Source organism: Methanobacterium sp., from assembly GCF_038562635.1.
In the GTDB taxonomy this organism is placed as follows: Archaea; Methanobacteriota; Methanobacteria; order Methanobacteriales; family Methanobacteriaceae; genus Methanobacterium_D.
On record NZ_JBCFBO010000001.1, the window covers coordinates 526921 to 542363 of the forward strand.

Annotated in this window: 17 protein-coding genes; 16 read left to right on the forward strand and 1 reads right to left on the reverse strand. The window is 34.4% G+C overall.

What is annotated here, in order from left to right:
* Position 1 precedes the first annotated feature (1 nt).
* The 15 genes from AAGU07_RS02500 to AAGU07_RS02570 all read left to right on the forward strand — a co-directional run bounded on the left by AAGU07_RS02500 (position 2) and on the right by AAGU07_RS02570 (position 11637).
* Positions 2 to 1654: a hypothetical protein gene (locus tag AAGU07_RS02500; protein WP_342457644.1), complete on the forward strand. Its 1653-nt coding sequence runs from the start codon at positions 2 to 4 to the stop codon at positions 1652 to 1654.
* The gene (locus tag AAGU07_RS02505; RefSeq protein ID WP_342457645.1) at positions 1620 to 2480 is read left to right on the forward strand and encodes a hypothetical protein; all 861 of its coding nucleotides are present in this window, start codon (positions 1620 to 1622) and stop codon (positions 2478 to 2480) included. The genes AAGU07_RS02500 and AAGU07_RS02505 overlap by 35 nt, the downstream gene beginning before the upstream one ends.
* Positions 2481 to 2550: 70 nt before the next feature.
* Positions 2551 to 4362 carry an XkdF-like putative serine protease domain-containing protein gene (locus AAGU07_RS02510; protein WP_342457646.1) on the forward strand — a complete coding sequence of 604 codons (1812 nt, stop codon included), beginning with the start codon at positions 2551 to 2553 and terminating at the stop codon, positions 4360 to 4362.
* A 14-nt stretch (positions 4363 to 4376) separates the two neighbouring features.
* Complete coding sequence (locus AAGU07_RS02515; RefSeq protein ID WP_342457647.1) at positions 4377 to 5426, forward strand: hypothetical protein; 1050 nt, start codon at positions 4377 to 4379, stop codon at positions 5424 to 5426.
* A 42-nt stretch (positions 5427 to 5468) separates the two neighbouring features.
* Positions 5469 to 5891, forward strand: coding sequence for a hypothetical protein (locus AAGU07_RS02520; protein ID WP_342457648.1), 423 nt, complete (start codon positions 5469 to 5471; stop codon positions 5889 to 5891).
* Between the two features lie 42 nt (positions 5892 to 5933).
* The gene (locus AAGU07_RS02525) at positions 5934 to 6569 is read left to right on the forward strand and encodes a hypothetical protein (RefSeq protein WP_342457649.1); all 636 of its coding nucleotides are present in this window, start codon (positions 5934 to 5936) and stop codon (positions 6567 to 6569) included.
* Positions 6570 to 6592: 23 nt separating this feature from the next.
* Positions 6593 to 7804 carry a hypothetical protein gene (locus AAGU07_RS02530; protein ID WP_342457650.1) on the forward strand — a complete coding sequence of 404 codons (1212 nt, stop codon included), beginning with the start codon at positions 6593 to 6595 and terminating at the stop codon, positions 7802 to 7804.
* Complete coding sequence (locus tag AAGU07_RS02535) at positions 7801 to 8124, forward strand: hypothetical protein (RefSeq protein ID WP_342457651.1); 324 nt, start codon at positions 7801 to 7803, stop codon at positions 8122 to 8124. The genes AAGU07_RS02530 and AAGU07_RS02535 overlap by 4 nt, the downstream gene beginning before the upstream one ends.
* A gap of 29 nt (positions 8125 to 8153) precedes the next feature.
* On the forward strand, positions 8154 to 8630 hold the full coding sequence (locus AAGU07_RS02540) for a hypothetical protein (protein ID WP_342457652.1): 477 nt from the start codon (positions 8154 to 8156) through the stop codon (positions 8628 to 8630).
* A complete protein-coding gene (locus AAGU07_RS02545) occupies positions 8617 to 9069 on the forward strand; it encodes a hypothetical protein (protein ID WP_342457653.1) in 453 nt (150 codons plus the stop codon). The genes AAGU07_RS02540 and AAGU07_RS02545 overlap by 14 nt, the downstream gene beginning before the upstream one ends.
* 1 nt (position 9070) lies before the next feature.
* The gene (locus AAGU07_RS02550; protein WP_342457654.1) at positions 9071 to 9568 is read left to right on the forward strand and encodes a hypothetical protein; all 498 of its coding nucleotides are present in this window, start codon (positions 9071 to 9073) and stop codon (positions 9566 to 9568) included.
* Between the two features lie 9 nt (positions 9569 to 9577).
* Positions 9578 to 9886, forward strand: a complete 309-nt coding sequence (locus AAGU07_RS02555; RefSeq protein WP_342457655.1) for a hypothetical protein — start codon at positions 9578 to 9580, stop codon at positions 9884 to 9886.
* A gap of 247 nt (positions 9887 to 10133) precedes the next feature.
* A complete protein-coding gene (locus tag AAGU07_RS02560; protein WP_342457656.1) occupies positions 10134 to 10925 on the forward strand; it encodes a hypothetical protein in 792 nt (263 codons plus the stop codon).
* Between the two features lie 59 nt (positions 10926 to 10984).
* Positions 10985 to 11431 (forward strand): hypothetical protein, encoded by a 447-nt coding sequence (locus AAGU07_RS02565; RefSeq protein WP_342457657.1) that lies wholly within the window; start codon positions 10985 to 10987, stop codon positions 11429 to 11431.
* Between the two features lie 2 nt (positions 11432 to 11433).
* Positions 11434 to 11637, forward strand: a complete 204-nt coding sequence (locus AAGU07_RS02570; RefSeq protein WP_342457658.1) for a hypothetical protein — start codon at positions 11434 to 11436, stop codon at positions 11635 to 11637.
* A 30-nt stretch (positions 11638 to 11667) separates the two neighbouring features.
* On the opposite strand, the gene AAGU07_RS02575 is transcribed toward AAGU07_RS02570, so the two are convergent.
* Positions 11668 to 12039, reverse strand: coding sequence for a hypothetical protein (locus tag AAGU07_RS02575; protein WP_342457659.1), 372 nt, complete (start codon positions 12037 to 12039; stop codon positions 11668 to 11670).
* 80 nt (positions 12040 to 12119) lie between these two features.
* Between AAGU07_RS02575 and AAGU07_RS02580 the strand changes: the two genes are divergently transcribed.
* A complete protein-coding gene (locus tag AAGU07_RS02580; protein WP_342457660.1) occupies positions 12120 to 15443 on the forward strand; it encodes a phage tail tape measure protein in 3324 nt (1107 codons plus the stop codon).

Below are 15443 nucleotides of genomic sequence, written 5' to 3' on the forward strand. Positions count from 1 at the left end.
TATGTCAAACACCCCTTATGCATTTGCTCTTGACGATGGGCGCGTAGTCGCTAAATCAGTATTAGATAAATTTGCAGTTAAAAGTGAAGATGATGTTGATTTTAAAGAAGATATATTTGCCACTAAAGTTGCAAGTGATGAAGATGTTCCATCAGGCCAAATAAGAGAAGGTCAAAATAGTTATGGAAGGTATGGATTAATAAGGCCACCATATCCCCCAAAGATGCTTACAGGTCTTAAAGATATAAATACATATCTTAGATCCTCAATTAAAACAAAAGGGAATGATATTGGAGGGTTGGGTGTTGAAGTTATCCCAATAGGAGATAATGAAAATCGGGACCCTAATGAAAAAAAGTTACTTGAAGAGTTTCTTAAACGATGCCACCCTACACCGGAGGACATGTTTAGACGTGCTGCATTGGATGAAATAGATGTTGGTTGGCTGGGAATTGAATTAGTAAGAACTGGAAACTTACAAACTGGAGAACCCCAAAGATTGGAACATATCCCTAGTCACACGTTCAGAATCCATAGAGATGGAAATAGGTTCATGCAAACATGGGATGGACTAAATAAAACATGGTTCAAACTTATAGGAAATTATAGAAGCGTAAAGGATGGCAATGATAAAGATATTGATAAAAAAACAGGGGACGAACATGAATTTAAATCGTTACCTGGAGGAGATAATGGTCAATGGGCCCATGAATTAATTTATGATATTGAATATTCATCAGGGACCACTTATTATGGAGTTCCAGATAGTATTCCAGCAATACCAACAATATTGGGAGATAGAGCGGCCGTTAGTTATAATTTAGAATTCTTTAAAAACAATGCTACTCCTCGTTATGCTATTTACGTTACTGGTTATTTTGATGATAAACCTGAAACTGATGCTGAAGGCAATCCAACAGGTAAAACAGTAATGCAAAGTGCAATGGAAGCCAGATTTAGAGAAGTAATTGAGAATCCTCATGGTAATTTAGTCTTTATGATTCCTACAAGTCCTGTGTTAAAAGGAGAAGTGGTACCTGAAGTAAAAATTGAATTTGTACCATTAGATATACAAGTTAAAGATAGTCAATTCCGTTTATATCGTATGGAAGCGAGAGGAGAAGTATTATCAAGTCAAAGGATGGATCCATTTAGAGCAGGAATAGTTGATATAAACTATGGATCTGGGGGAGGAAACACTGTATCAAACAATACACGAATCAATTATAAAGAAACTACTGTATTACCTCCACAAAGACGAATAGAAGCATTAATAAATAAGTTTGTTGTTTGGGCAGATAAACCTAAAGGGTTTGGTATTAAAGACTGGGCCATAAAACTTGTAGAGATTGATGCTTCAGATAAAGACGCTGAAGTGAGTAGAGATCAAAAGGATTTTTCCATGGGAGCAATAAGTCCTAATGAAATTAGAGAGAAGAGAGGGCTTAAAGTAGTAGATCATCCTGCAATGAATGCTTATTATGTAAATGGAAATCCTGTTACTTTAGAACAATCTCAAACTGTAGATCCTGATGCTGCAGCTAAAATAATTGAAGATATTGCAACCAAACTGGATGAAGAACAGAAAGGTTTGGGAGACGCTATAAGAGGTCTTATCTATGGATCCAAAAAAAGTGGCAAATATTCTTCATGAAGGCGCTGCAAAACTGAAAGCCCTAAATAATCCTAATAAATATTATGATTATTCTATAAGTTATTCAGTAAAAGCAGAACCTACTTTTGAGCCTAATTCTAACCTTGGTGAAGGTGAAGCATCAACTGATGAGATGGATTATAGATCTGCATTGATTGCAGCACTTGCTTTTATTTATCCTGGAATAGTGAAAATAGTCAAAGATAAAACATTGACAACTGATGAAAAGATTAACCAAATCAACGTGACTATTGATGGATTTACAAGAGAAGCTGAATCTGAAGTAAAAACACATACTCAGAATATATGGAGTAAGGCAAATGCTGAAGCTAATAAGAATTTGAAAAATATTGATTCTAATTATAAGCCTGCAAAGCCTGATAAAGCGGGGCTTGAAGCTATTCAAAATCAGCAAATACAAAATATCAATAATGTTGCAAACACACTTAAAGGACGTTTAGCCCAGGGATTACTTACAGGAGATATAGATAAAGCTGTAAGACCTGATTTAGAACCCGATATTAGTTATATTGATAATGCATTTTATGAAGCCCAAAATAGATTAGATTCTACTGGTTATGATGGGTGGGATAAAGTGAATGAAGCAGGATTATTAGGCGCTTATATGCTTGGTAATGCCGTACTCGGCGCTTTAGTTGCTGATTGGATTGATATGAAAGATGACAGTGTATGTGCTGATTGTAAAGCTAAAGTTAAGAATGGGCCTTATCCTGTTATGAATTGGCCTAAGAAGCCTCATTTTGGTTGTAGATGTGGAATGGGAGTTCCTTATTTATTAAGTTCAACTACTGGAGTAACTGTTTAATTTTTAATTTTCATTTTTGGTATTTTGCTACCCTATGAAGCGTTTAAACTACGCTGAGGTTTTCCTACTCATGAACAAACTTAAATTAATTTTAGGAGGTGAAACAATCTCAATTCTAAAAAACAAAGTCAATTCGAACCAAAAAGTAGATACATACATGCAAGAAGGGAGCTATGAATACAAAATAGACCAGGTTAGATCTGCAGTAAATATCAGTTTAGCAGAATCTGATAATCCTTACGGTGACAGAATGTGGCCTGTAAGAACTTATCCAGATGTTGCATTCTTTGAAGATTGGAAGACTGACAAATATTACCAGGTCCCTTATACTCTAAGCGATGATGGAACAGTAACATTAGGTGAAATAAAAGAAGCCCAGAGAGAAGAAAGTTTCAGTGTGAAATTCGCGTATCCACAGGGAAGCTATGAAGAACTTAAAGACAGTCTTAGAACTGCAATAAGAGACGGTTTAGACAGCACTTATTATGTTAGTGTAAGAGCTACTTATCCAGATCATGTTGTTGCAAGTATTGCAAGAGAGGACCCAATAACATACGCTTATCAAGATTTAGGACTATTTGATATATCCTACACAATAGATAACTTAGGAAAAATAACATTAGGTACCGATATAACACAGGTTCAAGAAGTTAAAACATTTGAAGCCGTTAAAGTAGGACAATTCGTAGGTAAAGATGATGCCAAAAGACTAGTAACAGGACCAGTTGAATTACCCGGCTGTCCAGATTGTGACTATGCAGCTGGAGAAAAAATAAGATCCGCTGAAGAAGTTGAAGGATTCTGTCACTCATTCAATGATTTCAGAATATCAGATGAAATGCACTTATTTGGAGCTACAGGTAATAAAATTGGTTATGCTGTCGAGAATTGGACTTTAAAAGAAGAGATAACTACAAAAAATATTAAAGGTGAAGATGTCACCTTGCCTGCCGGTACCTGGATGGCTACCGTTAAGGTTGAAGATGATGATACCTGGAATAAAATCCAGAATGGAACTTATCAGGGTTTCAGCGCTACTTATTTATCTGCTACAGATGCTCAGAAATTAAAAGACACATTACGCGCAAATAAAAGCGCTGATTGTGGAACTGCTATTTTGGCCAGTGCTAAGTCAAGAACGTTGATTAAGGATTTAGTAGATCCTACACCTGTAACTATTTCTATTGTAACCACTCCTTGCGTTCCAAATGCTATTTTTCAATCTGTTAAATCATGTCCTGTTAAGAATAAACAGAATAGTTCAATTAAAGCAGGAAGACAGTTAAGCGATTCTAATTATGGTAAATTACAATCTGTTTTAGATTTAATTAAGAAAGTCGAAGAAGGCGCCAAAGAATTATTAAACATTGGTGATTCTGAAAGAGAGGATCCACTAAATAGTAGTGGAACTGTTATTGATGCGAATAAATCACTCAAAGAGGTGGAAGACATGGATGAGAAAGAATTAAGAGGAATTATAAGCGATGAAGTTGGAAAATCCAACAAAGAAATTAAAGAGGATATAGAAGCCATAAAATCAAAAATTGCTGATAAAAAAGATCCCGACGGCGAAACTGCAATCAAATGTACTGCATGTAACCATGAACTTGAAGAATCAAACAAGTTCTGCCCAGCATGTGGTGATGAAATTAAAGCTGAAGAAAGCACTAAATCAGCAAATAAAATTGAAGAAAATCCTGTCATTAAAAAAATGATGGATACTCAAAATCAAATAGTTAAAGTCCTTGGAATCGAACCAAAATCTGATAAGATAGAAGGTCAGGAAGAACTTGAAGAAAAAGGAGCATCTAAAAACTCAGATGCAGCATTTTATGAAGCAGCCGGACTTAAAATGAACGGCAGACCATTAGAAAACAAATAATGAGGTGATTAAGTATGGCAGCAGCAGCAAATGATTTATACAATCTTATGATGTCAAACGGCAGTTTTAAAATTGTCGATGTAGCAACATTGGGTGATGGGATACTCCCAGTTGAAAAATTAGGACAATTTATTAGAGTTGTAAGGGAAAATAGCCCAGTATTAGGAGAAGCAAGCTATAAAAAAATAAATGGAAGTTCCCTTGCAATTTCAAGGGTAGATATGGCTAATGGTATTCTCACCCCTGGTAGAGACGCATCTGGAGCTAAAAGGGCCGTACCTGATGCAGACCAGGCAAGTGCAGACGTACACACAAACAGCCTCGTACCTAAAGAACTTATCGCAGAACTCATAATTGATTATGATACATTAGATTTCAACTTAGAACAGGATGCATTTGAAACAACTCTTATGGAACTATTTGGTAGTGCAGCACATGAAGATCTTGAAAGATACTTCTGGTTTGCAGACAGTTCAATAACATGGGGGGCAGAATCAACTAAAGCCCAGAAATTACTTTCTATAAATGATGGATGGCTTAAAACAGCCGGAAATAAAATATATGGGCTTCCAACTGATGGACAGACAAACAATGATTTCGACCCAAACCCTGAACAGGACATGTGGCCAATTCCACTATTTAAAGCACTTTATAATGCAGTTCCTAACAAGTACATAGCAGGAAAACAGAAAAGACAAAACTTCAGATTATATGTAACTTCTGAAGTTGAAGAAGCTTACTCTGATATTGTAGCTGCAAGACCTACCCTTGCAGGGGATAACGCATTACTTGGTAAAGATGTTTTAACATGGAAAAGCATTCCTGTTGTGGATATTGCTTCATTTGAAGATGAGACTTATACTGATCTTGTCGGAACTCCAGCAGTATTAACAAAACCTGCAAACATGTATTGGGGAACTAAAAGGGACATAATGGTAGAAAACCAGAAAATCATCAAGATGAGGCAGTTAGATAACGTATTATCCATGAGTGGAGACTGTACTTACGAAGATGAAAATGCTACAGCTGTAGCTTACCTTGATAAGGAAAAACCCGCCTCTTAAATGAGGATTTTTTTAATTCTTTTTTAAATGGAGGTGAAAACTATGGCATTACCTAAATGGGAACAAATAGCATTTAGTCGTAAAGGCCCCTTAATGGCACTTTATGATATGATTAAACAAGTAGCTGCAGGAGATATGGAAGCTGGATCAGTTCAAACAGATGATGTTGCAAATGGTGCGATTACAGAACCTAAACTCGCAACAGGTGCAGTAACCAGTGGGAAAATGGCAGACGGTTCAGCATCTGCAGCAAAACTAAGGGGGGATATAAAATCCTATGAATCAGCAGGGATAACAATTGAGGCGCTTACAAGTGCAATAGCAGACCCTGCAACATTACCTGAATCATTTACTGCAAGGGTAATTGATTCATCAGACAGTGATGCAATATATTTAGTGAATGTTAAAGAAGGAGCTTTCTATTTATCTGCAGAATTTACTGCCGCTGTTGCATCTGGGGGATAAATAACTTTTTATTCCTTTTTTTAGATTTTTGGAGGTCTAATTATGACAGATGAATGCGACGAAGTAAGAGGAATGGAAAGATGGGTTTGTAAGATTAAACAATGCGTATCTGTTGTTAATAATGTTTTTGGGTTAAATGTTTTTGTGAGAAATGATGCAGAAAATCCTGCAAACTCAACAATACTTTCAGGAGAGAATCATATTGGTGAAGTTGGAACAAACACTAAAATTTTAAGAATGAATCCAACAATACAAACATCTCTTTATACATCTGGAAAAGTTATAGGCGGATTAATCACTTTAAATGGAGCTACACGTAAGAATGGAGGAACAGGATTAATTTCTAATCTTGTTGCAAGGATAGCATCAAGTACTGTTTATCCTGCATTGGAGATTACTTTATTTTCAGAAAATCCCACCTCTTCGACTTTTGGAGATAATCAAGTATTTGCTTTAGCAGATGCAGATATTGGAAAAGCTGTCGCTGTTTTTAATATAAATAAATCTGATTATATTCTGACTGGTGGAAAATATAGAGCTAAAAGTAGTGATTCGTATCAAGGTGTTGAATCAAAATCAGATAGTCAGAATATCTATGCGGTGATTGTTGCTAAAGAAGATGTAACATTCCCATCGGACCATGCCCTGTTTATAAAGATGGATAATTTGAGGGATTAAAGTTGTTCGGTAGTTGTAGAGCCTTGCTTAATAAAGTTATGAAAGGGGTTCCATTAACTTTTAGTCGTGGAAGTGTTGCTTATAACAATGGTGTTTCTGTACCTGCGAATATTCCTAGATTTCAAACAGTAGATGGAAAAAGAGGTATTTTGATAGAAGAAGGAACAACAAACTTACATACTAGTGCAATGAGTACATGTAGTTCTATCGCAGGTATGACAACCTATGGTACTGGTACGAATCTAAGTGTATCAAATACAGTATATAAAGGAGATATAACAACATCATGGAAAGTAATAACTCAGGGAAATCAAATTATTGAAGGAATTTATGCTGCTCCAATCACAGTAACATCAAATCAAAATTATACCAAATCTATATATATATTAGCTCCAAATGGTGCTAAAATGATTCTTAATGTAATGGAAGGGGATTGGAGTGGACAATCAAATATAAATTTTGTTGGTACTGGGGATTGGCAAAGAATACAATTGTCCCGAATGAATACAACATCAACAATAAGATTTAGTGTTTATACTAGAGAGGTAGCTCAAGCAATTACTTTTTATGTTGCAATGTGCCAGTTAGAAAACAAAGCATATGCTACAAGTTGGACACTTGGAGGAACTACTAGACAACCAGAAACATTAACATTATCTAACTCTATTGTAAACCCAAATGAAGGGACTATTGAAATAGAAAATTATGTGAATAATTATGTTTTAACATGCCCCACAGGAACTACAACAAGATTATACATGTTAACAATTCCTATGGATAATAATGGGTATATCATAATGAGGTTAGGAAGTTATGGGGGAAATAGGGTATTTATGGTGGCTTTTTATGATGGTAATGGCGTAAATCAAACACACACGTTAAATATACCCTATACACATTCTTTAAATGTAGGGATGCATAAATTTGCTGTAAAATGGAAATTAAATGGAACTACACTTAATTCAACTACATATATTGATGGAATAGCAGTATCAACAGGATCGGTGGATGGATGGAACCCACAAATGAAAAATAAATTGAATATAACATTAGGAACAGATACATCTGGAGCTTACTTAAATTCAATGTTCAGAAATATTTGTTTTTCTAAAAAAGGAGATAGAACTGATACAGAAATAGCAGGAAGAGCAAATACAAACACTTATCCAATTGACAATCAAGTTACAGCTTTTGCACTCTTAGAAAATGATATTAGAGGGGTTGCATCTGTATGATAATAATACAATCAGAAATCAACCCAAACCAACTAATAATCAGATTTACAAGTGAAGAACAGCAAAACAGTTTATATACAAGTACATTGAATCAATTAAAAACAGTATATCCGGACATAACAGAAAATGGGACAGATATTATTATAGATAACATTATAAACATAGGCCAAACAGTAGATTCAATCAGAGAACTGTTTTGTGGCGATGTATTGTTTGAATATGACAATGAATGCAATCAACTACCCAAAGACCTCTCAAATAATCCTCAGTTTATCCTCGGAGCTACAGATGATGTAGATCCAATTCAGGAAGATATCTAATTTTTAATTAATTTTTAAAGGTGATTAAATTGACATATGCAGATATTTCAGCAGTTTTAAACCTTACAAAAGAAGTTAAAACAGGAATGCATAACGATGAAGCATATGATGCACTACAGGCCAAAGCCATTGATTACGCGGACAAGAAAATAAATAACAAGCTAAAAAAGAACAGCGTACAAATACCAACAACCACAGAGATAGAAGATCTAAAATCAAAATTAACAAGTGAAGACGAATCAATAAAAAAAGAAGCAGAAAAAGACCCATTAACAAGCATATTTGAAGCAGGTAACTTATACGCGGCAGCATTCATATTTACAACTTATTACAGTTCAAGTGATACAATAAGCCCCACATCAAAATCATATCAAACAGATGCAGATGAATTTGTAGATGGATATATTGATGAATATCTTCAAAATAACCAAGAATCCCATGCAGGGATACAAATCGGAATCTTCACAATAAATTGTCACACAGGTGAAGATGATGAGCTCGATTAAAATAGGCAAAAAGAAAGATGAAGTAACCCCCGATATTAACAATAAATTAAAGGCATTACCTAAAAAATCATCCGATATGGTCGATGATGTTTCAAATATATTTTTAGAGGCGCTTAAACCAGATACACCTCAAGGTAAAACTAAAGAACTTTTTTCTAAGACTACTATAAGTATTGAATCTTTTTTAGCGCGTTATGTTTACAGTGAAGCTGGACATTGGAAATGGTTAATCCCTGGACATAAAGTGTATGGCCCTATTTTTTCAAAGAAACAAAGGAGATGGTGGTTTTGGTATTTACATAATGTTTTAGGTGGAAGCTATAAGCGTAAAACTAAAGGTAAAACAGCAGAAAATGATTATCCTTTAAAGTCATTTAACAGGTCTCAACCTTCAGTTGAAAATAGAGTAAATAAGTTTTTAGAAGATTTGAGGAATTAACATGTATGGATATAAAAAAGTAATTTTAAAAATGCAAGAAAAATTGAGATTACTTACAGATCCTGAGGATGAATCTGAAAATCCAGAACCTATTTTTGGAGATAATGTTGATTTCGGCCAGGAAGAATTAACTGGAATGTATGGAAGTCCGGCTAAAGCAATAATCCTTTTTGCAGATACAGACAAGATAGGTTCACAGGGAATGCGCGGACAGTCTAAACAGGCCCAAATAACTGGAACTGTAATTACTTTAATTCCAGGAGATAATAGTGCTGCAGCTTTAGAATGTCTTCAATATAGTGATATAGTTGAAGATTTCTTAGAGAATGAAAATTGTTTAGATATTCCAGGATGTATGGTCGAGGTCCCAAATTCTGGAACTCAAAACTGGCGTGTTGTGGATATATCGGGTAATCCTAAAGGTAGTAATAAGCCTAATAAGGCAACTGCAGCATCTACTCAATTTATAATTACTAAAACAAAGGAACCACAATTTTAAGGTGAATATATGTCTAATTTTGAAAATCAAGTATTAAATAAGATATATGGAAGGACTGAAGAATTAACTAATATTAAACCTAAAGATATTGAGTGGAAAGGCTTTGAGTATAATTGTATATATGGAGTTATAACCTCTGGAAGAAATATGAGTTTTTCTAATTGGGATAAACCTTCTTTATCAAAGGCTCCAGATGATATTATTTTCTTAGAATCAAATGGAGATGATCCGATATGTATAATGGATTATAAGGGATTATTATTCCAGCATTACAAATATAAACCCAGTGAAGTAGGGATTATTTTAACTAATATTTAAATTCTTTTTTACAGTTATTTTTAAAACTCATTAGCGAACGCTCTAATTAAAGTTTGGAGGTGTAAAAATCCCCGATAAAGTTGATATATCTAAAACAGCTTTGAATAAAGAAATAAACCGATATATAAAAAATAAAGATTTTAAAACAGCAGAAAATTTAGTCAAAAATTTAGGTCCTCTTATTGAAGGATTTGACATGAATAAAGCATTTGAAAAAATAAATGAAGCTAAAAAATGAGGTGATTAGATGGGAGAAGCCGTTAAAAATGTAGAACAAATACTTGCTTTAAAAGGTAAAAATTTAGGATTAATAATAGGTTATCCGGATGAAAATGACTACGGAGTAGAAGCTGCAATTACAATAGATGGGACAAATAAAGACTGTTTAATGCCAAATACTCATGTAATATTTCCGAAGGGATGCGTTTCAATAGTACCTCGACCTGAAGATATAACTGTTTATCTAAAGAAAGGTGAAGTGTATACAGAAGCAGAGGTTGCTTCAATAAGCTTAGCACCAAATACATTGACCGGTAGACAAGAATATATGAAAGTAACTCTTACAACTGCCCCAAGTACAGAAACAGCAGATAAAGTTTATATTAAATGTGTAAGGCAGTTAGAACCTTACATACAGCAATCACTTAAAGTAGAGCCAAAACAGGATAGTTCCGAACAGTCTCAACTTAGAAGTGAAATTAAACATACAACATTCGATGCAATGTCTGTTACAGTAAGCCAGGATGAACTTTTAGGAGATACGGATTTACTTGAATTACTGTTCTTTGATGAATACACAGGAGTAGAAACTGTTCCTGATGATGTAACTGTTAAACAGATGACATCAGAACCTAAAGTAATTTATGCATATATCCCTATCGAGAAAGGTGGAGAAATAGAATCATTTATGTTCTTCCCAGAAACACGTGCTGCCTGTAAAACATTAATAGATGCAAAAACAGGCGACGATGTTGGGTTCTCGATGGAAATGTCTGTAGATAAGCTTCCATTAATTGTAAGGCCAAAAGCTGCAGCTTAAATATTTATTTTTTTATTTTTTTATTTTTGACTGAAATATTTTTAAAGGAGAAATTAGACATGGAATTAGAATTTAATGAACCTGTAACCTTTGATGCTCCAAATATAGAAGGTAAACAAATTAGATATGTAGTATTGCCAATGCAAGTCGAATATATACCAAAATTATTAGAATTCGTTGATTTAGAACAAGCTAAAAAAGAATATGAAAACAAGTTAAAATCTGAAGCTAATAAAGCTCAAGTTAAAAATAGCAAATCACGAAAAGGCATAGAAAAAGAAGAAGTAGAAATAAAGCCTTTTGAATTCGATGAAAAAATAGGGGAATTAGTTAGATTTATCATAGATAAAGCAGTTAAAAGCGTTGAAACTAATGATGTACTCCCTGATTATAACCGAAAACCTACTGTCGTTATGCAGCTTGTAAATAAAATTATAGAACTTACAGGTATTGCAGATGGAGAAGGGGATGGTACCCCTTTGAATATACCAAAGACGACATCTTAAGAATGATTAAAGCAGGAGTTTATTTTTTAGAAAGTAAAACTAGTAAATCTGAAAAAGAAATACTTGAGATGTATTATCCTGACTTTAAAGATAGGCTTGATTATTACGGAGATCCTGAAGAATATATTAAAATCAAAATGGATGAAGAAGCCGTTAAGGACAAAATAGAAGACATTAAAGACAAAATGAATAAATTCAAAAGATAAATCAGAATATTCTGATTTATCAATTCCTTTTTAAGTAGAAGGCATAACTTTTTTTGGATTAACAAATTCAGAAATAATTCTACCAATTACTAATCCCGGTATTAAAAGGATCATAATTACAAGAGGGGCAATCAATATAAAGGAAATTATTCCTTCTGTAAAAAGGATAAATAATCCAACAGGGAGCCCTATAATTGCAGCTATCCATATACTATGTTTTAAAGATTTTTCAAAACCAATATATTGCCTTTTCCAACCGATATACATACCTACAAGGCCCATAATGATCCATCCAAAATAGCCTAAATTCAGTAAAAACGTGATTACTAACCCTATTATTGAGAATATTGTTCCAATTATAACTATTTTATTTCTTTCCCACATTATATCCTTTTCATTCATAATATCCCCCTATGTTAATTTTAATTCTATTTATTCATACTATTTATTTTTTCTGCATTAATTTTTAAGGAGTATCCAATATGGCAACAACTAAAGAATATGGTATCCTAGTTACTGGAGATATAAATGACATACAAGCTAAATTGAATACCCTTGTAGGAGATATTAGCAAAATACCGGATAAAGTAATTGAATTAACAGCTAATGTCAATGATAAACCAGTAAAAGAATTAGATACCGAATTGGACTCACTGGATGGGCGAGTAGTTAAAACAGATGTTAATGCAGATATATCTGATGCAGAAACTGACGTTAAAAAAGTCATAGAAGATGTAAAAGGAATACCTGATAAAAAAACTGTTAAAATAGATGCCGATGGATCTGAAGCAGAAAGTGAAATAAACAATTTAAAGGACATGTTAGATGACCTTAAACAAACAGCATTAGAATTTGCAACCGGAACCGCCGCAATAGCTGGAATCTCGGGACTATCAGAACAGGATACAGAAGTATCCAATATGAAAAAAAGTACATCTAGCCTGTCTAAAGAGATGGAAGATGTTGCAAATCAAGTGTATAAGGTTACTAGTGCCGATTGGTCAACAATAACAGAAGCTGTTCGATATGTAGTAGGTCAAATGGGTTTAAGTGGTGCTGCCGCTGTAAACATGACTAAAGAAATGATTAATTTTCAGAAAGCGTTCCCATGGACTGATACATACTCTTTAGCAAGGGCAATAAGTTCAGTAATGAAAAATATGGGAGTAGATGCTCAAACAGCATTTAATTTAATTTCCCTGGCAATGCAAAAAACCCAGGATCCTGGTCAGGATTTATTAGATACATTTTGGGAATATTCAAATCAATTTGCACGTATGGGGTGGAGCGCTCAAGAGTTCACAAATTATCTTATAGAAGGATTACAAGAAGGAGCATTCAATTCGGACAAATTAGGAGACGCATTTAAAGAATTAACAATCCGTGTAACTGAAAATAGATCGGGATTTATAGCAATCGCTAAGCAGATGGGATTCACTGAAGCACAGGCAAATAGTTTAGCTGATGCAATAGCAAAAGGTGGGCCGGCTGCTAAAGATGCAGTAAACCAAATAAATTCTAAATTTAGTACTTTACCTCAATCATTACAGGATCAACTTGGACCTAGTTTGTATGGTTCAATGTATGAAGATCTTAGAAAAACAATTCCAAACTCAATTAATAAAGCTCTTAATGAATCAGTAGACGATACAAATGCAGCTGCACAACAAGCAGGTGAAAAAGTAGGGAGTAACACTGGTCAGGGTGTTGCAGATGGATTTATACAGTTTTTAAGACAATTAGGGTTAGGTCCTTTTGTAGATGGATTAAGCGATGTTCTCCAGGAAGCCATATCGATTGTAATGGCCCTCATAATTGGAAAATTAATATTGTCATTACCTCAGATGTATACTATTTTTAAAAATGCAGGGACTAAAGTTTCTGATATAATTAGAACATGGGCATGGGGTTCTGATGCAGGAAATGCAAGCAGAGGATTATTTCAAGCAATAGAAGGAAATATAAAAGATACATCAATTTTGGGTAGAATTACATCCTTTGGAAGCAATGTCGTTGATAAAATAAGAGGATGGTCCATTTTTGGTGATGAAGCCGGTAAAGTCACAATAGACATGGTTGGAAGTGTTGAAGATGGTTTCAAAATGAAACCTTCTTTAATACAAAAAATCACTCAATTTGGATATGATGTGGTAGGAACAGTAACAAAAGTATTTTCATTTATCAAAATTCCATCCATAGATTTAGGTATTGCTAAATTATTTGGGGATCTGCCAATTTCAGGCATAGTAGCAATAGGAGCTAAAATTGCAGGAGCATTAGCTGTTGTTACAATGGGTTTAGATGCATTGTGGAACGCTAGTGATTATTATTCTGAAGGAATCGTTTCAAGTCTTTTAAAAATAACCGGAATAGAAGCATTACTTAATTTTGTAGGATTGGGAGATGGAGTTAAAAATTTTGAAGCATGGGCCGATGGAATAACTGGCTCATTACAACAACTTGTCGATAACCTCTTTGGAAGTGGTTTCGGCCAGATGGTTACTAATTTCGCTGAGGGAATACAAAATACTTTCCGTTCATCAATTGATCTTAGTAGTATTGGTGGATTTTTCAGTAGTTTAGTAGACCTTATAAAAGCACCATTTGTAGATATAGCCAATGAAGGACTTGCCCCATGGCTATTAAGAATTGGCGGTCAAATTTCTGATTATCTAGCACCAATAGGAGGAATGGTCCAACAACGATTAGCAGGCATTCCACAATGGATTGCCTCTGCTTTTAACATAGATTGGAATGCAATAGGTTACAATATAGGGAATGGAATTGGACAACTCACAGTATACTTTTTAGCAGGGTTATATACTCTTTTAAGCGCGTTATTTGCATTACCTGGTCAAGCATATACCTCTATTTTAAACCTTGGAACATGGATTTATAATGGACTTATTGCAATACCTGGTCAAATATACGCTGGATTAACTGGAATTTATAACCAATTCACATCCTTCTTAGGATGGTTAGCAGGATTACCTGGACAGGCCCAAAGTAGAATAAATAAAACTGGCGCAGATATGCAGGCAGGAATTAATGCAATTCCTGGAAGAGTACAGACAGGTCTATTATCAATATGGGGGCAATTTACATCATTCTTAGGATGGTTAGCAGGATTACCAGGTAAAGCTTATGCATATATCCTAAATATGGGACAGCAAATGTATGTGGGAATTGCAGCAATTCCAGGGCAGGTTTACAATGGTCTTTTAAATATTTGGAATCAGTTCACTAGTTTTATTGGATGGATTGCATCATTACCAACACAATTATATAATGCAATTGTCGCAGCATGGGACGGATTTGTTAAAGGAATCACAGATAAAATGCCAGAAATAACCTACTGGTTAGATAAAATACGTGGATTATTCCCACATTCGCCACCAAAATGGGGTCCTTTAGTTGATATAATGGATTGGGGAGGCAACATGGCTGATGCAATCCAGCAGGGAATAGATGAAAAGTTCCCAAATCTTGCAAGTAGTTTAGCAAACCAATTAACAAAATTACAGAATATCGGGTCCAATATCGATTTAGGCGGATCTTTAAATTTAAATACTATTTTAGGCAGCCTTGCAATACCTCAAGCAACCTTACAAAATATGTCAACACCTCAAACAACACAACAAGTTTCACTTCAATTTGGAGATATAAAACTCGAAATTAAAAATTTAGATTCAGAGACATCGAATGAAGAAGTAAAACAGAAAGCCCAAATCCTTGGAAAAGAATTATCAAGCACATTAAGCGATGAATTAAAAGACCAGATAACCAACAAAGGAATTTTAAAATAA